The following is a 22,333-nucleotide window of genomic DNA, read 5'->3' on the forward strand; positions in this document are numbered from 1 at the left end:
CGGGCCCGATCGCCCGTGGGAGCGGGGCGTCGCATTACAATGTCGGCCATGACGCAAACAGTGCTCCTCGCCATCGATACGTCGACCGAATACTGCTCGGTCGCGCTGCTGCGCTCGGCCCCCGCCGATGACGCCGTTTCCACCCCGCAAACCTGGGTCCGCCACGAGCTGACGGGCGCCGTGTCGAGCACGCGCGTGCTGCCGGCGATCCAGGCGCTTTTCGCCGAATCGGGCCTGACGCTCGCCGATTGCGATGCGATCGCGTTCGGCGCGGGCCCCGGCTCGTTCACGGGCCTGCGCACCGCGACGGGCATTACCCAGGGCCTCGCGTTCGGACTCGGGCTGCCGGTCGTGCCCATCAGCACGCTGCTCGCGTGCGCGGAGCACGCGCGGCTGCGCGCGCCCGGCACGACCCGTGTGCTCGCCGCGCTCGATGCGCGGATGGACGAAGCCTACTGGGCGGACTTCGCATGGGACGACAGCGCGGGCGACTGGCGCACGCTGCATCCGGCTTCGCTCGATGCGCCGGCCGCCGTGGGCGTGCCCGATGCGCCGTTCACGCTCGCGGGCAACGCGGCCGCCGCGTTCGGCGCGCAGTTGCCGGCCGCGGCGGCCGCGGCCGTGATCGACGGCGACGCATTGCCGCATGCGCTGGCGGTCGCGCATGCCGCGTTGCGTGCGTTGCGCGCCGGGCGCGTGGTGCCGGCCGACCAGGCCGCGCCCGAATACGTGCGCGACAAGGTCGCGCAGACGACGGCCGAGCGCATCGCGGCAAAGGCTGCGCAGACGGGCGGAGCGAAGGGATGACGGGTGTACTGCTGAGCGACCGCTATCTGGCGCCGATGACGGACGCCGATCTCGACGAGGTCGTCGCGATCGAACAGGTCGCGTACGAATTTCCGTGGAGCCGCGGCAACTTCGAGGATTCGTTGCGCAACGGTTATCTGGGCGTGTGCCTGCGGCACGTGACGGGATCGCTGATCGGCTATTGCGTGCTGATGCCCGTCGTCGACGAGATGCACCTGCTGAACCTGTGCGTCGCGCCGGCCGTGCAGCGCGCGGGGGCGGGCCTCGCGCTGCTGCGCGAGGCCGTGCGCATTTCGCGCGCGGAACGGCTCGACGGCGTGCTGCTCGAGGTACGGCCGTCCAATCAGCGCGCGATCCATCTGTACGAGCGCTTCGGCTTCGTGACGATCGGCCGGCGCAAGAACTACTATCCGGCGAAGCATCGCAGCCGGGAGGACGCGATCGTGATGCGTCTGACGCTGAACAAGGACGAGGGGGACGCGCATGGCGTGGGCTGAAGCGGCGCTCGAGGAGATGGGCCTCGCGCAGATCTGGGTGCGGCGCGGGCAGCGCGCGGACGAAGGCGCGGGGGTAGAAGCGCCTGCGGTGGCGCAAACCGGTGCGGCGGAAAGCGTTTCCGCCGTCGCGGCCGATCAACCGGCGCGCGCGCCGGTGCAAGACGATGCGCCGCCGGTCATCGCGCGTGCGGCCGATGCAGCGTCGGTACGTGAGCCGGTCGCGCCGACGCGCCGTGTCGTCGATGACGACCGCGCGCCCGCGCCGGCCGCCTCGAGCGATGCGATGCCGCCGTTCGACGACGCGCCGCCTGCCGGACCCGACGATTTCGCATGGTTCGACGCGGCGCCGCCAGGCGATTTCGTGCCGGCCGCCGAATCCGCCGAAGCGCGTCCTGCCGAAACGCCGGTTGCCGTGCTCGACTGGGATGCGCTGGCCGCACGCGTAGCCGATTGCACGCGCTGCCGGCTGTGCGAGAAGCGGACCAACACGGTGTTCGGCGTCGGCGACCGTGAAGCCGACTGGATGCTGATCGGCGAAGCGCCGGGCGAGAACGAGGACAAGCAGGGCGAGCCGTTCGTCGGCCAGGCCGGCAAGCTGCTCGACAACATGCTGCAGTCGCTGTCGCTCAAGCGCGGCGACAACGTGTACATCGCGAACGTGATCAAGTGCCGCCCGCCCGGCAACCGCAACCCGGAACCGGACGAAGTCGCAAAGTGCGAGCCTTATGTGCAGCGCCAGGTCGCGCTCGTGAAGCCGAAGCTGATCGTCGCGCTCGGGCGCTTCGCCGCGCAGACGTTGCTGAAGACGGATGCGAGCATCGCGTCGCTGCGCGGCCGCGTGCATGCGTACGAAGGCGTGCCGGTGATCGTCACCTACCATCCGGCGTACCTGTTGCGCAGCCTGCAGGACAAGTCGAAGGCGTGGGCCGACCTGTGTCTCGCACGCGACACGTTCCAGCGTGAGGCGAGTGCCGACGCGAGCGGGCCGGCCGGCCAATGACGACCGGCGCGGCGTTCGCCTTCGCCGATACGCTGCGTGACGCCGCGGTGCGCGACCTGGGCTGGCTGCTTGCCAGCCCGAGCCTGCTCACCGCGGCGCCCGGCGCGCCGCTCGCGCAACCGTGGCCGGACGCGGCCGGATGGTCGGCCGTCGAAGCGTGGCTCGCCGCGCTCGATGCGCAGCCGGCGCCGCTGCACCGCGCGCTCGACGGGTTGCGGCCCGTGCGGCTCGGCCGCTACGCGGAATGCCTGCTCGAATATTTCCTCTCGCACGGACCGTCGCTGCGGCTCGTCGCGGCCAATCTCCCGCTGCGCAGCAACGGCAAGACGCTCGGTGAAGTCGATTTTCTCGTCGATGAGCCCGGCGGGCAGCGTCTGCACTGGGAACTCGCGGTGAAGTGCTATCTGTGCGCGCCGGTGCACGGCGGCGCGTCGCTCGCCGATTTCGTCGGGCCCAATCTCGTCGACCGGTTCGATCGCAAGCGCCGTCGGCTGCTCGACCACCAGTTGCGGCTCGGCGATCGCGACGGCTTTGCGCTGCTCGGCTACGGCGCGCCGTCCGACGCGCAGATGTTCATCAAGGGCTGGCTGTTCTATCCGTACGACGCGCCGTTGCCGCCGGTGGCCGCCGAAATCGCGCCGGATCACCCGCGCGGTTTCTGGCTGACGCACGCGCAGTGGCCGGCGTGGGCGGCCGCGCAACCCGCCGGCGTCGCATGGAGCGTGTTGCCGCGGCTCGCGTGGCTCGCGCCGCGGCGTGCCGCCACCGGCACCGGCGTCGAGCCCGAACCGCTTGCGGCCGCACCCGAACTGCCGCCCGTGTTGACGACGCGTCAGTCCCTTGCGTTGACCGGCATTCCGGCACTGATCGCCACTTATGAGCAGGGTGCCGATGGCGCATGGCGCGAGACGGCGCGCGGCTTTGTCGTACCCGACGACTGGCCGGCGCGCGCGCAGGCGTTCGCGGCACAGGAAAGCTGACGCGCCGTCAGCCGGCGCTTACCACCAGCGGTGGAAGTGATGGACGGGGCCGACGCCGCGGCCGACGTCGAGGTGGCTGCTCGCGGCGATCGCGCCGGTCAGGTAGGTCTTTGCTTCGCGCACCGCGCTTTCGAGGTCGGGCTGCTGCGGCAGCAGCGCGGCGATCGCCGACGACAGCGTGCAGCCCGTGCCGTGCGTGTTGCTGACCGGCACGCGCGGGCCGTCGAGCCGCACGGTGTGCGTGGCGTCGACGAGCCAGTCGGGGCTCGCGGCCGCGTCGGGCAGGTGGCCGCCTTTCATCAGCACGGCGCGCGCGCCCCTCTGCAGCAACGCGCGGCCTTGCCGGACCATCTCGTCTTCGGTGGTCGCGGGCGAGTCGCCGAGCAGCGCGGCCGCTTCCGGCAGGTTCGGCGTCACGACGGTCGCAAGCGGCAGCAGCGCATCGCGCAATGCATCGACCGCGTCGGGCGCGAGCAGCGCGTGCGAACTCTTCGAGATCATCACCGTGTCCAGCACGACGAAGCGCGGCGCGTAACGCCGCAACGCGTCGGCCACCGCGTGCACGATCGCCGCGTTCGCGAGCATGCCGATCTTGACCGCATCGATGCGGATGTCGTCGAACACCGCGTCGAGCTGCGCGGTCACGAACGCGGCGTCCGGCGCGTGGACGCCCGTGACGCCGCGCGTGTTCTGCGCGGTCAGCGCGGTGATCACGCTGGCGCCATAGGCGCCGAGCGCGGAAAACGTCTTCAGGTCGGCCTGGATGCCTGCGCCGCCGCCCGAATCGGAGCCGGCGATCGTCAGGATGTTGGGTATCGGGTGCGTCATGATGGCAACGCGCCGGTTCGAAGACCGGCGCAGGCGGACGGAAACGGGGAGTGTAGCGTCAGTGCCGCGATTCGCCGATCAGCGCGACCGAGTCGAACTGGCGCTGGTTCGCCTGGTGGCGGCGCATCACGAGCCACATCGTCAGGCAGACGAACGTGCCGAACAGCACAATCACGACGCCGACCGGCACGTCGAGCCACACGAGCACCGCATACAGGCACAGCATCACGAGCACCGACAGGTTCTCGTTGAAGTTCTGCACCGCGATCGAGTGGCCGGCCGACAGCAGCACGTGACCGCGATGCTGCAGCAGCGCGTTCATCGGAACGACGAAGTAGCCCGACAACGCACCGACGCAGATCAGGAACACGTACGCGACGATCAGGTACACCGGCATGCGCAGGTGGCCGAAGTGCACGGCCCAGTGCGACGGGAACAGGTCGCGCGTGTAGAACGCCATCAGCATCACGGCGATGCCCATGATGATGCCGACGGGCAGCACGGTCAGCGACTTCTTCAGCGGAATCCGGGCCGCGGCGGCGATTGCGCCGGCCGCGACGCCGACTGCGACCACGGCCTGCAGGATCGCGCCTTCCGACAGCGACATGCCGAGCGACACCTCGGCCCACTTCAGCACGATGAACTGCAGCGTCGCGCCGGCGCCCCAGAACAGCGTCGTGACCGCCAGCGAGATCTGGCCGAGCTTGTCGCGCCAGAGCACCATGAAGCAGTCGGCGAAATCGGTGAGGAGCTTGACCGGGCCACGCTCCTGTTTCGGGTAGCGGGCGCCCGTATCGGGGATGCGCAGGTTGAACAGCGCGGCAATCACGTAGATCGCCATGATGATCGCCATCGCCGCTTCGGCGGGCGAGCTGATCCAGGCAGGGGTATGCGCGATCACGTGCGACGCGATGTGCGGGCTGATCAGCGCACCGCCTAGCACGGTGCCGAGGATGATCGAGCTGACGGTCGTGCCTTCGATCCAGCCGTTCGCGGCGACCAGCCGGTCAGCCGGCAGCAGCTCGGTGAGGATGCCGTATTTCGCGGGCGAGTAGGCCGCCGCGCCGAATCCGACGATCCCGTATGCGATCAGCGGGTGGGCGCCGAACAGCATGATCATGCAGCCGACCACCTTGATCGAGTTGGTGATGAACATCACGCGCCCCTTCGGGCGCGAATCCGCGAAAGCACCGACATACGCCGCCAACACCACATAGGACAACACGAAGAACAGCTTCAGCAGCGGTGTCATCCAGTTGGGGGCGTGAAGGTCTTTCAGCAGGGCGATGGCGGCGATGAGGAGCGCATTGTCGGCCAGCGACGAGAAAAACTGCGCGGCCATGATGGTGTAAAAACCTTTTTTCATCTGATGCGATGCTTTCGTCGCTGCGGCAGGGCCGCGTAGGCCGCCTGGTATGCGATCGGCTTATTCCGTTCGAAATGGGTTGTGCGCACGGCTTTATAACATGAAAATACGCCAATTCGGACTAGCAAGATTCCCCGATCGTTCCGCAAATTGTCGGCTTCGGTGCTCAAAAGGCGCGGTAAGCTGATGATTCGCAAGCGTCTTTACGTAAATTTCCCATGCCGCGCCCGATCTCCGCCACCATCCACACCGCCGCTCTCGCGAACAATCTCTCCGTCGTCCGCCGATTTGCCGGCCCGTCCAAGGTCTGGGCGGTCGTCAAGGCCAACGCGTACGGCCGCGGTCTCGCACGCGCGTTTCCCGGCCTGCGCGGCACCGACGGCTTCGGCCTGCTCGACCTCGACGAGGCCGTGAAGCTGCGCGAGCTCGGCTGGGCCGGCCCGATCCTGTTGCTCGAGGGGTTCTTCCGCTCGACCGACATCGACGTGATCGACCGCTACAGCCTGACGACGACCGCCCACAACGACGAGCAGATGCGGATGCTGGAAACGGCGCGGCTGTCGAAGCCCGTCAACGTGCAGCTCAAGATGAACAGCGGGATGAACCGGCTCGGCTATGTGCCGGAAAAATACCGCGCCGCGTGGGAGCGCGCCCGCGCGTGCCCCGGCATCGGCCAGATCACGTTGATGACCCATTTTTCGGACGCGGACAACGAGCGCGGCGTCGCCGAGCAGCTCGCGACGTTCGAGCGTGGTGCGGAGCACATCGCCGGCGCGCGCAGCCTCGCGAACTCGGCCGCCGTGCTGTGGCACCCGGATACGCACTTCGACTGGGTGCGGCCGGGGATCGTGCTGTATGGCGCGTCGCCGTCCGGGCTGTCGTCCGATATCGCCGATACGGGGTTGAAGCCCGCGATGACGCTCGCGTCCGAGCTGATCGCCGTGCAATCGATCGCGAAGGGCCAGGCCATCGGCTATGGCTCGACGTATTCGGCGCAGGCGCAGATGCGCATCGGCGTCGTCGCGTGCGGCTACGCGGACGGCTATCCGCGGGTCGCGCCCGAAGGCACGCCGGTGATCGTCGACGGCATCCGCACGCGGATCGTCGGCCGCGTGTCGATGGACATGATTACCGTCGACCTGACGCCGTGCCCGCAGGCCGGCGTCGGCGCGCGTGTCGAGCTGTGGGGCAACTCACTGCCGATCGACGACGTCGCCCGCCATTGCGGCACGATCGGTTACGAGTTGATGTGCGCAGTCGCCGGCCGCGTGCCCGTGCGCGCGGAATAAGGGCGTTGCGCGTGGCCAAACAGAAAACCGTCTATGTCTGCAGCGAGTGCGGCGGGCAGACCCCGAAGTGGCAGGGGCAGTGTCCGTCGTGCCAGGCCTGGAACACGCTCGTCGAATCGGCCGCCGAAACGCCGTCGGCCCACCGTTTCCAGTCGCTCGCGAAGCGGGCGCCCGTCCAGCGTCTCGTCGACATCGAAGCGGCCGACGTGCCGCGCTTCTCCACCGGCATCGGCGAATTCGACCGCGTGCTCGGCGGCGGGCTGGTGCCGGGCGGCGTCGTGCTGATCGGCGGCGATCCGGGTATCGGCAAATCGACGCTGCTGCTGCAGTCGCTCGCGGACATCGCGAGCGAGCGGCGCGCACTTTATATCAGCGGCGAGGAATCGGCCGCGCAGATCGCGTTGCGCGCGCAACGGCTTGCATTGCTCGACGGCGGCGCGCCGGCGGACGAGCTGAAGCTGCTCGCCGAGATCCAGCTCGAAAAGATCCAGGCCGCGATCGATGCGGAGCGGCCGGACGTGGCCGTGATCGACTCGATCCAGACCGTCTATTCGGAGGCGCTGACGTCGGCGCCGGGCTCGGTCGCGCAGGTGCGCGAATGCGCGGCGCAGCTCACGCGCATCGCGAAGCAGTCGGGCACCGCGATCATCATGGTCGGGCACGTGACGAAAGAGGGCAACCTGGCCGGCCCGCGCGTGCTCGAGCACATCGTCGACACGGTGCTGTATTTCGAGGGCGACACGCATTCGTCGTTCCGGCTCGTGCGCGCGTTCAAGAACCGCTTCGGCGCGGTCAACGAACTCGGCGTGTTCGCGATGACCGAGCGCGGGCTGCGCGGCGTCGCGAATCCGTCCGCGCTGTTCCTGTCGCAGCACGAGCAGGTCGTGCCCGGCTCGTGCGTGCTCGTCACGCAGGAAGGCACGCGCCCGCTGCTCGTCGAAATCCAGGCGCTCGTCGATACGGCGCACGTGCCGAATCCGCGCCGGCTCGCGGTCGGCCTCGAGCAGAACCGGCTCGCGATGCTGCTCGCGGTGCTGCACCGGCACGCGGGCATCGCGTGCTTCGACCAGGACGTGTTCCTCAATGCCGTCGGCGGCGTGAAGATCACCGAGCCGGCCGCCGACCTCGCGGTGCTGCTCGCGATTCACTCGTCGATGCGCAACAAGGCGCTGCCGAAGGGGCTGATCGTGTTCGGCGAAGTGGGGCTGGCGGGCGAGATCCGGCCGTCTCCGCGCGGGCAGGAGCGGCTGCGCGAGGCGGCGAAGCTCGGCTTCACGTCCGCGCTGATCCCGAAGGCGAATGCGCCGAAACAGCCGATCGAAGGGCTGAACGTGATGGCCGTCGATCGGCTCGAGCAGGCGATCGATCGCGTGCGCGATCTCGAGTGATCGGCGCTGAGGCCCGCGGGCTATGCCTGCGGGCGATCTGTCGCGTAATTCGCTGTAAAGAATATGTAGGCTTCTGTAACCCGCCGGACATTGCTTTTCCCTATCCTTTGCCGGATTGTCGAACCGCGCATTGCGAAGGGAACCTATGTTGAAATCGTATGGGGAAGCGCCGAGCGGACGCCTTTACAACCTACGCGGCTGCCGCGTGTCGGAGCCGATTCGCCAGCCCTGGGGCGGCGGATGCCGGATCGTCGAGTGGATCGACGACGAAGGGCGCCTGGCGCGCCAGGTCGTGTCCGAGGACGTGACGGAGGCGGAGGTCGCCGCGGCGATCCGGCGACCGACCGAAGGGCGCCGGCACCTGATGGGCGACGACGAGCAGATGCCGCGCGACACGTTGCCGCGCCGCTGAGCGGGCAGGCGGCGAACCGATAAGCCGACGAACCGACGACGAAAAAAAGGCCGGGGCAGAGCGCCCGGCCTTTGTTGCATCTGGGCCCGGCGCGGGCCCGATGATTTGTCGAAGAACCCGTGCCGCCGGCGTACCGGGCCGGCGGCACGGCGGCCGTGTTCAGCCGATCTGTTCGAGTTCTTCCTGCGCAGCGAGCCAGTCGGCTTCGATCGTTTCGAGGCGCGCGTTGACGTCCCCGAGCTTGCGGATCGCGTCGGTCAGTTCCGTCTTGCGCGCGGCCTCGTAGCTCGCCGGATCGGCGACGAACGCGTCGAGGCGCGCCTTCTCCGTGTGCAGCGTCTCCATTTCCTTTTCGAGCTTCGTGATGCGCGTCTGCAGCGGCTTTTTCAGTACCGACAGGCGTTGCCGCTCCTCGGCGGCCTGACGCTTCTGGTCCTTGCGGTTGGCCGCGACGCCTGCGCCCGTCGAAGCCGCACTGTCGGCCTTCGCGGCCGCGCGCTGCTCGGCCGCGTGCTGCAGCAGCCAGTCGCGGTAGTCGTCGAGGTCGCCGTCGAACGGCTGCAGCCGGTGTTTCGCGACGAGCATGAACTGGTCGGTCGTCGCGCGCAGCAGGTGACGATCGTGCGACACGAGGATCAGTGTGCCTTCGAACTGCGCGAGCGCCATCGTCAGCGCATGGCGCGTTTCGAGATCGAGGTGGTTCGTCGGTTCGTCGAGCAGCAGCAGGTTCGGCTTCTGCCAGATGATCAGCGCGAGCGCGAGGCGCGCTTTCTCGCCGCCCGAGAACGGGCCGACGGGGCTCGTCGCCATGTCGCCCGAGAAATTGAAGCCGCCGAGGAAATCGCGCAGCTCCTGCTCGCGCGTGTCGGGTGCGAGCCGCGCCAGATGCGCGAGCGGCGAATCGTCCTCGCGCAGCGTTTCGAGCTGGTGCTGCGCGAAATAGCCGATCGTCAGCCCCTTGCCCTCGCGGACGTCGCCCGACAGCGGCGCGAGCGTGCCGGCCAGCGTCTTGATCAGCGTCGATTTGCCCTGGCCGTTCGCGCCGAGCAGGCCGATGCGCTGCCCGTTCTGGATCGACAGCGCCACGCGTTCGACGATCGGGATATCCGTGCCGTTGTCGGCATGGTAGCCGCAGCGGACGTCTTCCATCACCATCATCGGGTTCGGCGCGGCGTCGGGCATGCGGAATTCGAACGTGAACGGCGACGCGATGTGCGCGGGCGCGATCAGCTCCATCTTCTCGAGCGCCTTCATCCGGCTCTGCGCTTGCTTGGCCTTGGTCGCCTTCGCCTTGAAGCGGTCGACGAAGCTCTGCAGGTGTTCGATCGTCTTCTGCTGCTTTTCATATGCGCTTTGCTGCAGCGCCAGTTGCTGCGCGCGAAGCACTTCGAATTGCGAGTAGTTGCCGCCGTAGCGCTTCACCTGGCGGTTTTCCAGATGCAGCGTGACGTTGCAGATCGAATCGAGGAATTCGCGGTCGTGCGAGATCACGACGAGCGTGCCGGGGTAGCGGTGCAGCCAGTCTTCGAGCCAGACGATCGCGTCGAGGTCGAGGTGGTTCGTCGGTTCATCGAGCAGCAGCAGGTCGGAGCGGCACATCAGCGCCTGCGCCAGGTTCAGGCGCATGCGCCAGCCGCCGGAGAAGCTGGCGACGGGTTCGCGCGTCTGCGCGAGCGTGAAGCCGAGGCCGAGCAGCAGCGCTTCGGCGCGGGCGGGCGCAGTGTAGCCGTCGGCGTCGGCGAAGGCCGCGTGCGCGTCGGCTTCGGCGGCGCCGTCATGCGCGGCCGAAGCGGCGGCGATGCGCGCCTCGATTTCGCGCAGCGCGGTGTCGCCGTCGAGCGTGTAGTCGAGCGCCGAGCGGTCGACAGCGGGCGTTTCCTGCGACACATGGGCGATTCGCCATGACGGCGGCATCGAGAAATCGCCGGCGTCCGAGTGCAGCTCGCCGCGCAGCACGGCGAAGAGCGTCGACTTGCCGGCGCCGTTGGCGCCGATCAGGCCGGCTTTCTCGCCGGGATTGAGCACGAACGAGGTCGACTCGAACAGCGGCTTGGTGCCGCGCGCAAGACTGAACTGATTGAAACGGATCACGGCGGAAATGACTGGCCAAAACCGCTATTCTAGACTGCGCGCCGCGCTCGCCGGACATCGGCCGCTCGGCGGATGCCGCAACGGCGCATTTTCGCCTAGACTCCACGTCGATCCGGTTTCGTAAAAGGAGTGCCCGATGTCCACCCTGTATTCGTTCAGCGCAGAGACGCTCGCCGGCGCGCCGGCCTCGCTCGATGCGTATCGCGGCAAGGTGCTGCTGATCGTCAACACGGCGAGCGAGTGCGGTTTCACGCCGCAGTACGCGGGCCTGCAAAAGCTGTACGACCAGTACGCGGCACGCGGCTTCTTCGTGCTGGGCTTCCCGTGCAACCAGTTCGGCAAGCAGGAGCCCGGCGACGCCACGCAGATCGGCGCGTTCTGCGAGCGCAATTACGGCGTCACGTTCCCGATGTTCGCGAAGATCGACGTGAAGGGCGACCACGCGCATCCGCTGTACCGCTATCTGACCGACGAGGCGCCCGGCATTCTCGGCCTGAAGGCGATCAAGTGGAATTTCACGAAATTCCTGATCGACCGCGACGGGCGCATCGTCAAGCGCTATGCGCCGTCGACCAAGCCCGAGGAAATTGCCGCGGATATCGACAAGCTGCTGTGACGCCGGATGACGGCGGTCGCGGCGTCGGTGCGGATCGCACGGACGCCGCCGCCGTTCCGGCCGTTACAGGATCGGCGCAAACAGCCTCGCGACGTGCATCGCGATGCGCCGCCATGCGGGCGACCGGCGGTACTCGTTCGCATCGACCTCGTACGCCTGCGCGAAGTCGGCATCGAGCATCGTCTCGACCTCGTCGGCGAAGGCGCGATCGACGGTCAGCACCATGATCTCGAAATTGAGACGGAACGAGCGGTTGTCGAGATTCGCGCTGCCGATCGCCGCCGCGATGCGGTCGATCAGCACGACCTTCTGGTGCAGGAAGCCGGGCCGGTAGCGGAACACCTTGACGCCTGCGTCGACCAGATCGCGCGCGTACAGCTTCGACGCCTCGAACACCACGTAGTGATCGCGCCGGCTCGGGATCAGGATGCGCACGTCGACGCCGCGCATCACGGCGAGCTTCAGCGCGGAGATCACGGCTTCGTCGGGGACGAGGTAGGGCGTCGTGATCCAGACCCGCTCGCGCGCGGCATTGATCGCCTCGACGAAGAACAGCGAGCCGGTTTCCTGCTTGTCGGCCGGCCCCATCGGCACCGCGAGGCAATGCATGTCGTCGCCGGGCTGCGCGGGCGGCGGCAGCGCGAGCGGCGGCAGCTTCTGCGTCGCCCAGTGCCAGTCTTCGGCGAACACGTACTGGATGCTCGCGACCACGGGGCCGCGTATCTCGATGTGCGTGTCGCGCCACGGCGACAGGCGCGGTTTCGCGCCGAGATACTCGACGCCCACGTTGTGCCCGCCGACGAACGCGCGATTGCCGTCGACGACGACGATCTTGCGATGGTTGCGGAAGTTCAGCTGGAAGCGGTTCACGAACTTCCGGTTGGTCGCGAACGGATGAACCTCGACGCCGCCCCGGCGCAGCGTGTCGACGTAGCTGTGCGGCAGGTCGAAGCTGCCGATGCTGTCGTACAGCAGGCAGCAACGCACGCCGGCCGCCGCGCGTGCGAGCAGCGAGTCGCGCAGCGTCTGCCCGAGCGCATCGTCGCGCACGATGAAGAACTGGACGATCACGTAGTCGCGCGCAGCGTCGATCGCCGACAGGATCGCCGAGAACGTCGCGTCGCCGTTGACGAGCGTGCGCACCGAATTGCCGCCGAGGAACGGCATGCCGCCGAGCCGCGTGAGCGCAAGCACGGCGGCCGGGCCGAGCGCGTCGGCGGCCGGCCCGTTGGTCGTGCCGGCGGCGTCGGAGTCGAGCCAGGGCGAGCGCGGTGTATGCGTGCGCAACATTTCCAGCTCGTGGCGCCGTGCGTCGACGTAGCCAGAGAACTTGCTCCGGCCGAGGAACAGGTACGGAACGAGCGTGAGGTAGGGCATGGCGGCGAGCGAGACGGCCCACGCGATCGCGCCTTGCGACGTGCGCGTGTTCATGATCGCGTGGCACGCCGCGACGATCCCGAGCACATGGATGGTCAGGATCAGGGTGCCGAGATGTAGCCAGTCGAGTGTCATGGGCGCGTGACGGACTCCTGAGGTCGTGCGGCGCGGCGGCCGCTTACGCGCATCTTACCCAACCGCGCGGCGCAACGGTGCGCCGCACGGTCGGGGAGCCGGGGCGGCTCAGGTCTTGCGCGGCAGGTCCGACGCCTGGATCAGGAACACGCAGTCGTCGCCCGCGCTGGTGGGCAGCCACGTGAGTTCGAGGCCGCCGAACGCGGCTTCGACGTTCTCGCGCTCGTTGCCGATCTCGACGACGAGCACGCCGTCGTCGTGCAGCCAGCGATGCGCTTCGGCGACGATGCGTCGCACGATGTCCATCCCGTCGTCGCCGCCGGCGAGCGCCATCTCCGGCTCGTGCCGGTATTCGGGCGGCAGCGCGTTCATCGACGACGCGTTCACGTACGGCGGGTTCGTCAGGATCACGTCGTAGCGCGAGCCGGGATCGGTGCGGAACGCCGGCAGCGGCGCGTAGAGGTCGCCGCGGTGCAGCCCGATACGGTCTTCGAGGCCGTAGTCGCGCACGTTGATCTCTGCGACTTCGAGCGCCTTGTCGGACAGGTCGACCGCGTCGATCTCGGCGTTCGGGAATGCGCTCGCCGCGAGAATCGCGAGGCAGCCGGAGCCCGTGCACAGTTCGAGCACCGCGCCCACTTGCTCCGGATCGGCGACGTACGGCTGCAGCCCGTCGTCGAGCAGTTCGCCGATGAACGAGCGCGGCACGATCACGCGCTCGTCGACGTAGAAGCGGTGACCGTGCATCCACGCTTCATGCGTGAGGTACGCGGCCGGCACGCGCTCGGTCGCGCGCCGTTCGATCACAGCGAGCACGGCCGCGATTTCGTCGGGCAGCAACCGTGCGTCGAAGAACGGCTCGAGCGTGTCGAGCGGCAGGTCGAGCGTGTGCAGCACGAGGTAGGCCGCTTCGTCGTACGCATTGTCGGAGCCGTGGCCGAACGCGAGCTTCGCTTTCGAGAAGCGCGTGACCGCGTAGCGCAGCAGGTCGCGAACAGTGGCAAAAGGTGTCGTCATGCGAGGCTCCATCAGGCGATCAGTTGTTCGAGCACGCGGCGGTACACGTTCTTCAGCGGGTCGACGAAGCGCACTTCGATATGCTCGTCGATCTTGTGGATGCTGCCGTTCGGCGGGCCGAACTCGATCACCTGCGGGCAGATGCGCGCGATGAAGCGGCCATCCGACGTGCCGCCCGTGGTCGACAGCTCGGTCGTGATGCCGGTCTCGGTACGGATCGCGTTTTCCAGCGCGCTCGACAGCTCGCCGCGCGGCGTGAGGAACGGCAGGCCGCTCACCGACCACTTCAGCGTGTATTCGAGGCCGTGCTTGTCGAGGATCGCGTGTACGCGCGCCTGCAGGCCCTCGACGGTGCTCGCGGTCGAGAACCGGAAGTTGAACAGCAGGTCGGCGTGGCCGGGGATCACGTTGGTCGCGCCGGTGCCTGCGTGCAGGTTCGACACCTGCCAGGTGGTCGGCGGGAAGTATTCGTTGCCTTCGTCCCACTGCTCGGCGGCGAGCTCGGCGAGCGCCGGCGCGAGCAGGTGGATCGGGTTCTTCGCGAGGTGCGGATATGCGATATGACCCTGCACGCCCTTGACGACCAGTTCGCCCGACATCGACCCGCGGCGGCCGTTCTTGACGACGTCGCCGAGCACGGCGGTCGACGTCGGCTCGCCGACGATGCAGTAATCGAGGCGTTCGCCGCGCGCCTGCAGCAGTTCGACGACCTTCACGGTGCCGTCGGTGGCCGGGCCTTCCTCGTCGCTCGTGATCAGGAACGCGATCGCGCCGCGGTGGCCGGGGTGTGCCGCGACGAATTCCTCGGACGCGACGACGAATGCCGCGAGCGACGTCTTCATGTCGGCCGCGCCGCGGCCGTACAGCTTGCCGTCGCGATGGGCGGGAATGAACGGCGGCGAGGTCCACTGCTCGAGCGGGCCGGTCGGCACGACGTCAGTGTGGCCCGCGAACGCGAGCAGCTTGCCGTCGCGGCCGTCGGCGCCGCGCTTGACGGCCCACAGGTTGGTCACGCCGTGCGACGCGATGGTCTCGCATTCGAAGCCGAGCGCGGTAAGGCGTTCGGTCATGATCTGCTGGCAATGCTGGTCGTCGGGCGTCACGGACGCGCGGGCGATCAGCTGTTCGGTAAGGGCTAGGGTGGCGGACATGGTTCGGACCACTTTGGATAAAAAATGCCGGCGCGGTGGCCGGCAGCGACAAGACGTCGGGAACAGGCCCTTCTACGGGCGCAGCGCGGGCGGCCCTATGCGGCAAACAGCGCCGCGTATTGATCGGCCACGAAGCCCAGCGATTTCACGCGGCCGTTGACGACGAGCACGGGGCGCTTGATGACCGACGGCTTGTGGATCATCAGCGCGACCGCGCCGGTCTTCGTTTCGGCGGCCGCCTTCATCGCGTCGTCCAGGCCGCGCCACGTGGTGCCGCGCTTGTTCACGAGCGCGTCGAGCGACACGTCCTTCAGCCAGTCTTCAATCAGCGGGGCGCTCACGCCGAGCTTCTTGAAATCGTGGAATTCGAACTCGACGCCGTGATCGTCCAGCCACACGCGGGCCTTCTTCACGGTGTCGCAGTTCGGGATGCCGTAGACGACCACGGTGTGCGGCTTCGCCATCAGTCGCCTCGCAGCAGCTCGTTCAGGCCGACCTTCGCGCGGGTCTTCGCGTCGACCTTCTTGACGATCACCGCGCAGTACAGGCTGTGCGAGCCGTCCTTCGACGGCAGGTTGCCGGCGACGACGACCGAGCCGGCCGGAATGCGGCCGTAGCTGACTTCGCCCGTTTCGCGATCGTAGATCTTCGTGCTCTGGCCGAGGTACACGCCCATCGAGATCACCGAGTTTTCCTCGACGATCACGCCTTCGACGACTTCCGAGCGCGCGCCGATGAAGCAGTTGTCTTCGATGATGACCGGGTTGGCCTGCAGCGGCTCGAGCACGCCGCCGATGCCGACGCCGCCCGACAGGTGCACGTTCTTGCCGATCTGTGCGCACGAACCGACCGTTGCCCACGTGTCGACCATCGTGCCTTCATCGACGTATGCGCCGATGTTCGTGTACGACGGCATCAGCACGACGTTCTTCGCGATGAACGAGCCGCGGCGCGCGATGGCCGGCGGGACGACGCGGAAGCCGCCTGCGGCGAAATCTTCCGCCGTGTAGTTCGCGAACTTCGACGGTACCTTGTCGTAGAACTGCGAGTAGCCGCCGGCCGGCATCGGTGCGTTGTCCTCCAGGCGGAACGACAGCAGCACGGCTTTCTTCAGCCACTGGTGCACGGTCCAGTTGCCGTCGATTTTCTCGGCGACGCGCAATGCGCCACGGTCGAGCTGCTCGATCGCGTGAGCGACGGCTTCGCGGACTTCGGCGGGCGCGGCCTTCGGCGACAGCTCGGCGCGGTTTTCCCAGGCGGTATCGATGATTTGCTGAAGTTGTTGCGACATGTTCGTTTTCGCAGGAGATGGATGGAATTGATCGGGATGGACGATTACCGTGCGAGAGCCCGGCAGAAATCGACGATGCGTTGCGCGCCCTCGACGCATTCGGGGGTGCCCGCGACGAGCGCGATCCGGATGAAATCGCGGCCCGGGTTCGTGCCGTGCGCATCACGCGCGAGGTACGAGCCGGGCAGAACCGTCACATTATAGTCGGCGTACAGGCGGCGGGCGAACTCGGTGTCCGACAGGCCGGTGCGCGACACGTTGGCCCACAGGTAGAACGCGGCGTCGGGCAGTTTCACGTCGATCACGTCGGCGAGCATCGGCGTGACCGTATTGAACTTCTGCAGGTACTGCGCGCGGTTCTCGCGCACGTGCGTCTCGTCGTTCCACGCGGCGATGCTCGCCTGTTGCCAGACCGGCGACAGCGCCGCGCCGTGGTACGTGCGGTACAGCAGGAATTTCTTCAGCAGCGCCGCGTCGCCGGCGACGAAGCCCGAGCGCATGCCCGGCACGTTCGAGCGCTTCGACAGGCTCGACAGCATCACGAGCCGCTCGAAGCCGCGGCCGAGGCGGTGTGCGGCCTCGAGGCCGCCGAGCGGCGGCGTCGCTTCGTCGAAATAGATTTCCGAATAGCACTCGTCGGACGCGATCACGAAGCCGTGGCGGTCGGACAGTGCGAACAACTCGCGCCAGTCGTCGAGCGTCAGCACGGCGCCGGTCGGGTTGCCCGGCGAGCATACGTACAGCAGTTGCGTGCGCGCCCAGACTTCATCGGGCACAGCGGCGTAGTCGCAGGCGAAGTTGCGGGCCGGATCGCTGTTCGCGAAATAGGGTTCGGCACCGGCCAGCAGCGCCGCGCCTTCGTAAATTTGATAGAAAGGATTCGGACAGAGTACGATCGCCTTCTTGCCGTCTTCGGACGGACGCGCGTCGATCACGGTCTGCGCGAGCGAGAACAGCGCTTCGCGCGACCCCGACACGGGCAGCACCTGCGTGGCCGGATCGATGGCCGGCAGCCCGTAGCGGCGCTCGAGCCAGTGCGCGATCGACGTGCGCAGCGCGACCGAGCCGGCCGTGGCCGGGTACGACGCGAGGCCGTCGAGTGCGGCCACCACGGTGTCGCGGATCAGCGCCGGAGTCGGGTGCTTGGGCTCGCCGATGCCGAAGCTGATCGGTTTGAGGTCGCCGGCGGGCGTCACGTCCTTGAACAGGGCGTGCAGCTTTTCGAAGGGATAGGGCTGAAGCGAGTCGAGTCGAGGGTTCACGGGCGAAGCGGCCATCGCGGCCGGTTGGAGCGAAAGAAGCGGCGGGCGCGCCGCGCGGCTGCGAACGGGCGCCGACGGCGCGCGGGTCGCAACGAACAATTATAGCGTGACGGAATGCGGTCACGGTCCGCCGGAACGGCGGCCGGGCCGGTCGAATAAAGGGTATTGAACCAAATGAATAACGCGGTACGTGGCAGCCTGCCGACGCTGGCCATCCTGATCGGCGCGTCGGTATGGGGCCTGATCTGGTATCCGTTGCGAATCCTCGCATCGCTCGGCGTGACGGGCACGCTGGCGAGCGCACTGACGAGCCTCGTCGCGTTCCTGTTCGTGATCGTCGTGCGGCACCGCACCATCGCGACGCTGCGTTGGCACTGGGTGCTGCCGGGCATCGCGGTGACGGCCGGCGTGACGAACCTCGGTTTCGTATGGGGCACGATCCACGGCGAGGTGCTGCGGGGGATGCTGCTGTTCTACCTGACCCCCGCGTGGACCGCGATCTACGCGCACTTCCTGCTGCGCGAACGGCTGACCTGGGCCGGCGCGGGGCTGGCGGCGCTGTCGATCGGCGGCGCGATGCTGATGCTGTGGTCGCCGAAGCTCGGCCTGCCGCTGCCGGCCAATCCGGCCGAATGGGCCGGCCTCGCGGCCGGGCTGAGCTTCGCGATAAGCAACGTGCTCGTGATCAAGGCGAGCCGCGAACTGCCCGACATGCGCGCGGAGATGCGCACCGCGACGCTGTTCGGCGGCGCGGCGGTGTTCGGTGCGATCGCGTCGCTGTTCGAAGGGCTGCCGGCCGCGCCCGCGGGCGGCCAGCTCGGCGTCGCCGCGCTGATCATCGCCGCGATCGGCGTGACGATGGCGGCGAACAACCTGCTCGTGCAATACGGGCTGGCGCGCGTGCCGGCGAACCGCGCGTCGATCATCATGCTGTTCGAGATCGTGATCACCGCGCTGTCGGCGTGGGTGTTCGCAAACGAGCTGCCGACCGCGCGCGAATGGGCGGGCGGCGTGTGCATCGTGCTGGCGACGCTGCTGTCGAGCCGGGTCCATCGTGCCGCACCGGCACCGGACAAACCCGGCGACGGTCGGGACGGCGCACGCGCGATGGTATGATGGAAGCCGTTTGCGGGGCCCAACGCTGTATGCGCGCGGCCCCGCTTTTGAATTCCGGGGCGCGTCGCGCGCATGGGCCCTCCGGCCCCGCGCATCGCGGCACCGTCCGTTTCACACCTTCTTCACATCCGATACCGCCGTGCGTCTGAGCTCGATCAAACTCGCTGGCTTCAAATCCTTTGTCGATCCCACGCATTTCCAGGTTCCGGGCCAGCTTGTCGGCGTGGTAGGCCCGAACGGGTGCGGCAAGTCCAACATCATCGATGCCGTGCGCTGGGTGCTCGGCGAGTCGCGCGCTTCCGAGCTGCGCGGCGAGTCGATGCAGGACGTGATCTTCAACGGCTCGACCGCCCGCAAGCCCGGTAGCCGGGCGAGCGTCGAGCTGATCTTCGACAACTCCGACGGCCGTGCGGCCGGGCAGTGGGGCCAGTACGGCGAGATCGCCGTGAAGCGCGTGCTCACGCGCGACGGCACGTCGAGCTACTACATCAACAACCTGCCGGCGCGCCGCCGCGACATCCAGGACATCTTCCTCGGCACCGGCCTCGGGCCGCGTGCGTACGCGATCATCGGGCAGGGCATGATCGCGCGGATCATCGAGGCGAAGCCGGAGGAGCTGCGCGTGTTCCTCGAGGAAGCCGCGGGCGTATCGAAGTACAAGGAACGCCGCCGCGAGACCGAGAACCGCCTGCACGATACGCGCGAGAACCTGACGCGCGTCGAGGACATCGTCCGCGAACTCGGCGCGAACCTCGAGAAGCTCGAGGCGCAGGCCGTCGTCGCGACCAGGTACAAGGAACTCGTCGCCGACGGCGAGGAGAAGCAGCGCCTGCTGTGGCTGCTGCGCAAGAACGAGGCCGCCGGCGAGCAGCAGAAGCAGCAGCGCGCGATCGAACAGGCGCAGATCGACCTCGAGGCGCAGACGGCAAAGCTGCGCGAAGTCGAGTCGCAGCTCGAGACGCTGCGCGTCGCGCATTACGCGGCGAGCGACGCGATGCAGGGCGCGCAGGGTTCGCTGTACGAGGCGAATGCCGAGGTGAGCCGCCTCGAAGCCGAGATCAAGTTCATCGTCGAGTCGCGCAATCGCGTGCAGGCGCAGATCGCCGCGCTGAACGCGCAGCGCGAGCAGTGGCGCGCGCAGGCGGAGAAGTCGCAGGACGAGCTCGAGGAAGCGGAAGAAGCGCGCGCGATGGCCGACGAGAAGGCCGCGCTCGCCGAGGACAACGCTGCCTCGAAGCACGACGCGCTGCCGGCGCTCGAAACAAAGTGGCGCGATGCGCAGGCGCAGCTCAACGACGAGCGTGCGCGGATCGCGCAGACCGAACAGTCGCTGAAGCTCGAAGCCGCGCACCAGCGCAATGCCGACCAGCAGCTCCAGCAGCTTCAGCAGCGCCACGAGCGCCTGAAGAGCGAAGCGGGCGGGCTCGATGCGCCGGACGAGGCGCAGCTCGAGGAACTGCGCATGCAGCTCGCCGAGCAGGAAGAAATCCTCGCCGAAGCACAGGCGCGTCTCGCCGACGCACAGGAAACCGTGCCGCGCCTCGACGGCGAACGCCGCGCCGCGCAGGAGCGCGTGCAGGCCGAAGGCGCGCAGATCCACCAGCTCGAAGCACGCCTCGCCGCGCTGAAGCAGCTGCAGGAAAACGTGCAGACGGAAGGCAAGGTGCAGCCGTGGCTCGACAAGCACGAGCTCGGCGCGCTGCCGCGCCTGTGGAAGAAGCTGCACGTCGAGCCGGGCTGGGAAGCTGCGCTCGAAGCCGTGCTGCGCGAGCGCCTCGCCGCGCTCGAAGTGTCGAATCTCGACTGGGTGAAGGCGTTCGCGACCGATGCGCCGCCGGCGAAGCTCGCGTTCTACGCGCCGCCCGCGGCTGGCGAACCGCCTGCGGCGGCGGCCGGGCTACGCCCGGTGCTGTCGCTCGTGCGTATCGACGACGCGGGCATTCGCGCGGTGCTCAACGACTGGCTCGGCAATGTCTACGTCGCCGACGATGTGGCACAGGCGCTTGCAACGCGCACGCAGCTGCCGGCAGGCGGCGCGTTCGTCGTCAAGGCCGGCCATATCGTCACGCGTGTCGGCGTGCAGCTTTACGCGGCCGACTCGGAGCAGGCAGGGATGCTGGCGCGCCAGCAGGAAATCGAAAACCTGACGCGCCAAGTGCGCGCGCAGGCGCTGCTTGCCGACGAGGCGCGCACGGCCGCCGTGCGTGCGGAAGCCGCGCACACGCAGGCCACGCAGGCGCTCGGTGACGTGCGTGCGCAGGCCGAGCGTGCGACGCAGCGCGTGCATGCGCTGCAGATGGACGTGCTGAAGCTCGCGCAGGCGCACGAGCGCTATACGCAACGCAGCACGCAGATCCGCGAGGAACTCGAGGAAATCGGCGCGCAGATCGAGGAACAGCGCGCGCTGCGAGCGGAGTCGGAAGCGAATTTCGAGCGTTTCGACGGCGAGCTCGCGGAACTGCAGGCGCGCTTCGAGGACAACCAGCTCGCGTTCGAATCGCTCGACGAATCGCTGACGCAGGCGCGTCAGGAAGCGCGCGATCTGGAGCGCGGCGCGAACGACGCACGCTTCGCCGCACGCAATGCAGTGACGCGAATCGACGAGCTCAAGCGCAGCATCCAGGTCGCGCACGAGCAGAGCGAGCGCGTCGCCGCGTCGCTGGAAGACGCGCGCGCCGAACTCGAGACGATCAACGAGCAGACCGCGCACACAGGCCTGCAGGATGCGCTCGAGATTCGGGCGGTGAAGGAAGAAGCGCTGCAGGCCGCACGCATCGAGCTGGACGACCTGACCGCGAAGCTGCGCGCGTCGGACGAGCAGCGTCTCGTCGCCGAGCGCTCGCTGCAGCCGCTGCGCGACCGCATTACCGAATTTCAGTTGAAGGAGCAGGCCGCGCGCCTATCCGTCGAGCAGTTCGCCGAGCAGCTCGCGACGGCCGAGGTCGACGAGGACGCGCTGCGCGAGAAGCTGACGCCGGATCTCAAGCCGTCGTACCTGCAGGGCGAGGTCACGCGCCTGAACAACGCGATCAACGCGCTCGGCTCGGTGAACATGGCCGCGCTCGACGAGCTGAAGGCCGCGAGCGAGCGCAAGGTGTTCCTCGACGCGCAATCGGCCGACCTGATCGACGCGATCACGACCCTCGAGGACGCGATCCACAAGATCGACCAGGAAACCCGCACGCTGCTGCAAGGCACCTTCGACGAGGTCAACCGCCACTTCAGCGACCTGTTCCCGCGCCTGTTCGGCGGCGGCCAGGCGAAGCTGATCATGACGGGCGACGAAATTCTCGATGCCGGCGTGCAGGTGATGGCGCAGCCGCCGGGCAAGAAGAACGCGACGATTCACCTGCTGTCGGGCGGCGAGAAGGCGCTGACCGCGACCGCGCTGGTGTTCGCGATGTTCCAGTTGAACCCGGCGCCGTTCTGTCTGCTCGACGAGGTCGACGCGCCGCTCGACGACGCGAACACCGAACGTTTCGCGAATCTCGTGCGCGCGATGTCCGACAAGACGCAGTTCCTGTTCATCTCGCACAACAAGATCGCGATGGAAATGGCGCAGCAACTGATCGGCGTGACGATGCAGGAGCAGGGCGTGTCGCGGATCGTCGCGGTGGACATGGAAACCGCCGCGGGTTTTGCCCAGAATTGACGTTTGACGAAACCGGACCGCGTTCGCGCGGCGCATGCGCGCCCGTTCGTGGTCCCGA

Annotated in this window: 19 protein-coding genes; 10 read left to right on the forward strand and 9 right to left on the reverse strand. The window is 68.0% G+C overall.

Features of this window, described 5'->3' with window-relative positions; genetic code table 11:
* Positions 1-39 precede the first annotated feature (39 nt).
* The 4 genes from tsaB to BBJ41_RS01705 are packed head-to-tail and all read left to right on the forward strand — an operon-like array spanning position 40 to position 3,284.
* Positions 40-807, forward strand: a complete 768-nt coding sequence (gene tsaB / locus BBJ41_RS01690; RefSeq protein ID WP_069745044.1) for a tRNA (adenosine(37)-N6)-threonylcarbamoyltransferase complex dimerization subunit type 1 TsaB — start codon at positions 40-42, stop codon at positions 805-807.
* The gene (gene rimI / locus BBJ41_RS01695; RefSeq protein WP_069745045.1) at positions 804-1,304 is read left to right on the forward strand and encodes a ribosomal protein S18-alanine N-acetyltransferase; all 501 of its coding nucleotides are present in this window, start codon (positions 804-806) and stop codon (positions 1,302-1,304) included. Before tsaB ends, rimI begins: the two co-directional genes overlap by 4 nt.
* Positions 1,291-2,304 carry a uracil-DNA glycosylase gene (locus tag BBJ41_RS01700; RefSeq protein ID WP_069745046.1) on the forward strand — a complete coding sequence of 338 codons (1,014 nt, stop codon included), beginning with the start codon at positions 1,291-1,293 and terminating at the stop codon, positions 2,302-2,304. The genes rimI and BBJ41_RS01700 overlap by 14 nt, the downstream gene beginning before the upstream one ends.
* Positions 2,301-3,284: a DUF1853 family protein gene (locus BBJ41_RS01705; protein WP_069745047.1), complete on the forward strand. Its 984-nt coding sequence runs from the start codon at positions 2,301-2,303 to the stop codon at positions 3,282-3,284. Before BBJ41_RS01700 ends, BBJ41_RS01705 begins: the two co-directional genes overlap by 4 nt.
* Positions 3,285-3,302: 18 nt before the next feature.
* Here the strand turns inward: BBJ41_RS01705 and thiD are convergent, their stop codons facing one another.
* A complete protein-coding gene (gene thiD / locus BBJ41_RS01710) occupies positions 3,303-4,112 on the reverse strand; it encodes a bifunctional hydroxymethylpyrimidine kinase/phosphomethylpyrimidine kinase (RefSeq protein ID WP_069745048.1) in 810 nt (269 codons plus the stop codon).
* A 58-nt stretch (positions 4,113-4,170) separates the two neighbouring features.
* Positions 4,171-5,478, reverse strand: coding sequence for a lysophospholipid transporter LplT (gene lplT / locus BBJ41_RS01715; protein ID WP_069745049.1), 1,308 nt, complete (start codon positions 5,476-5,478; stop codon positions 4,171-4,173).
* Between the two features lie 218 nt (positions 5,479-5,696).
* On the opposite strand from lplT, the gene alr reads away from it, so the two are divergent.
* The 3 genes from alr (at position 5,697) to BBJ41_RS01730 (ending at position 8,567) form a co-directional block, all read left to right on the forward strand.
* The gene (alr, locus tag BBJ41_RS01720) at positions 5,697-6,767 is read left to right on the forward strand and encodes an alanine racemase (RefSeq protein ID WP_069745050.1); all 1,071 of its coding nucleotides are present in this window, start codon (positions 5,697-5,699) and stop codon (positions 6,765-6,767) included.
* A gap of 11 nt (positions 6,768-6,778) precedes the next feature.
* On the forward strand, positions 6,779-8,155 hold the full coding sequence (gene radA / locus BBJ41_RS01725) for a DNA repair protein RadA (protein WP_069747542.1): 1,377 nt from the start codon (positions 6,779-6,781) through the stop codon (positions 8,153-8,155).
* A gap of 145 nt (positions 8,156-8,300) precedes the next feature.
* A complete protein-coding gene (locus BBJ41_RS01730; protein WP_069745051.1) occupies positions 8,301-8,567 on the forward strand; it encodes a DUF2866 domain-containing protein in 267 nt (88 codons plus the stop codon).
* Positions 8,568-8,726: 159 nt separating this feature from the next.
* Here the strand turns inward: BBJ41_RS01730 and BBJ41_RS01735 are convergent, their stop codons facing one another.
* Complete coding sequence (locus BBJ41_RS01735; RefSeq protein WP_069745052.1) at positions 8,727-10,658, reverse strand: ATP-binding cassette domain-containing protein; 1,932 nt, start codon at positions 10,656-10,658, stop codon at positions 8,727-8,729.
* A gap of 136 nt (positions 10,659-10,794) precedes the next feature.
* Between BBJ41_RS01735 and BBJ41_RS01740 the strand changes: the two genes are divergently transcribed.
* Positions 10,795-11,274 (forward strand): glutathione peroxidase, encoded by a 480-nt coding sequence (locus BBJ41_RS01740; RefSeq protein ID WP_069745053.1) that lies wholly within the window; start codon positions 10,795-10,797, stop codon positions 11,272-11,274.
* A 63-nt stretch (positions 11,275-11,337) separates the two neighbouring features.
* On the opposite strand, the gene cls is transcribed toward BBJ41_RS01740, so the two are convergent.
* The 6 genes from cls to dapC all read right to left on the reverse strand — a co-directional run bounded on the left by cls (position 11,338) and on the right by dapC (position 17,522).
* On the reverse strand, positions 11,338-12,786 hold the full coding sequence (gene cls, locus BBJ41_RS01745; RefSeq protein WP_069745054.1) for a cardiolipin synthase: 1,449 nt from the start codon (positions 12,784-12,786) through the stop codon (positions 11,338-11,340).
* 108 nt (positions 12,787-12,894) lie between these two features.
* Entirely contained in the window at positions 12,895-13,803 is a 909-nt protein-coding gene (gene prmB, locus BBJ41_RS01750; protein ID WP_069745055.1) for a 50S ribosomal protein L3 N(5)-glutamine methyltransferase, read from the reverse strand.
* An 11-nt stretch (positions 13,804-13,814) separates the two neighbouring features.
* Positions 13,815-14,954, reverse strand: coding sequence for a succinyl-diaminopimelate desuccinylase (dapE, locus tag BBJ41_RS01755; RefSeq protein WP_069745056.1), 1,140 nt, complete (start codon positions 14,952-14,954; stop codon positions 13,815-13,817).
* A 95-nt stretch (positions 14,955-15,049) separates the two neighbouring features.
* Positions 15,050-15,418, reverse strand: coding sequence for an ArsC family reductase (locus BBJ41_RS01760; protein ID WP_006478478.1), 369 nt, complete (start codon positions 15,416-15,418; stop codon positions 15,050-15,052).
* On the reverse strand, positions 15,418-16,245 hold the full coding sequence (gene dapD / locus BBJ41_RS01765; RefSeq protein ID WP_069745057.1) for a 2,3,4,5-tetrahydropyridine-2,6-dicarboxylate N-succinyltransferase: 828 nt from the start codon (positions 16,243-16,245) through the stop codon (positions 15,418-15,420). The genes BBJ41_RS01760 and dapD overlap by 1 nt, the downstream gene beginning before the upstream one ends.
* A 44-nt stretch (positions 16,246-16,289) precedes the next feature.
* Positions 16,290-17,522 carry a succinyldiaminopimelate transaminase gene (gene dapC, locus BBJ41_RS01770; RefSeq protein WP_069747543.1) on the reverse strand — a complete coding sequence of 411 codons (1,233 nt, stop codon included), beginning with the start codon at positions 17,520-17,522 and terminating at the stop codon, positions 16,290-16,292.
* A 159-nt stretch (positions 17,523-17,681) separates the two neighbouring features.
* On the opposite strand from dapC, the gene BBJ41_RS01775 reads away from it, so the two are divergent.
* The gene (locus BBJ41_RS01775; RefSeq protein ID WP_069745058.1) at positions 17,682-18,623 is read left to right on the forward strand and encodes a DMT family transporter; all 942 of its coding nucleotides are present in this window, start codon (positions 17,682-17,684) and stop codon (positions 18,621-18,623) included.
* 139 nt (positions 18,624-18,762) lie between these two features.
* A complete protein-coding gene (smc, locus tag BBJ41_RS01780; RefSeq protein WP_069745059.1) occupies positions 18,763-22,275 on the forward strand; it encodes a chromosome segregation protein SMC in 3,513 nt (1,170 codons plus the stop codon).
* The last annotated feature ends 58 nt before the right edge of the window (positions 22,276-22,333 follow it).

The organism is Burkholderia stabilis (genome assembly GCF_001742165.1).
GTDB classification, from domain to species: Bacteria; Pseudomonadota; Gammaproteobacteria; order Burkholderiales; family Burkholderiaceae; genus Burkholderia; species Burkholderia stabilis.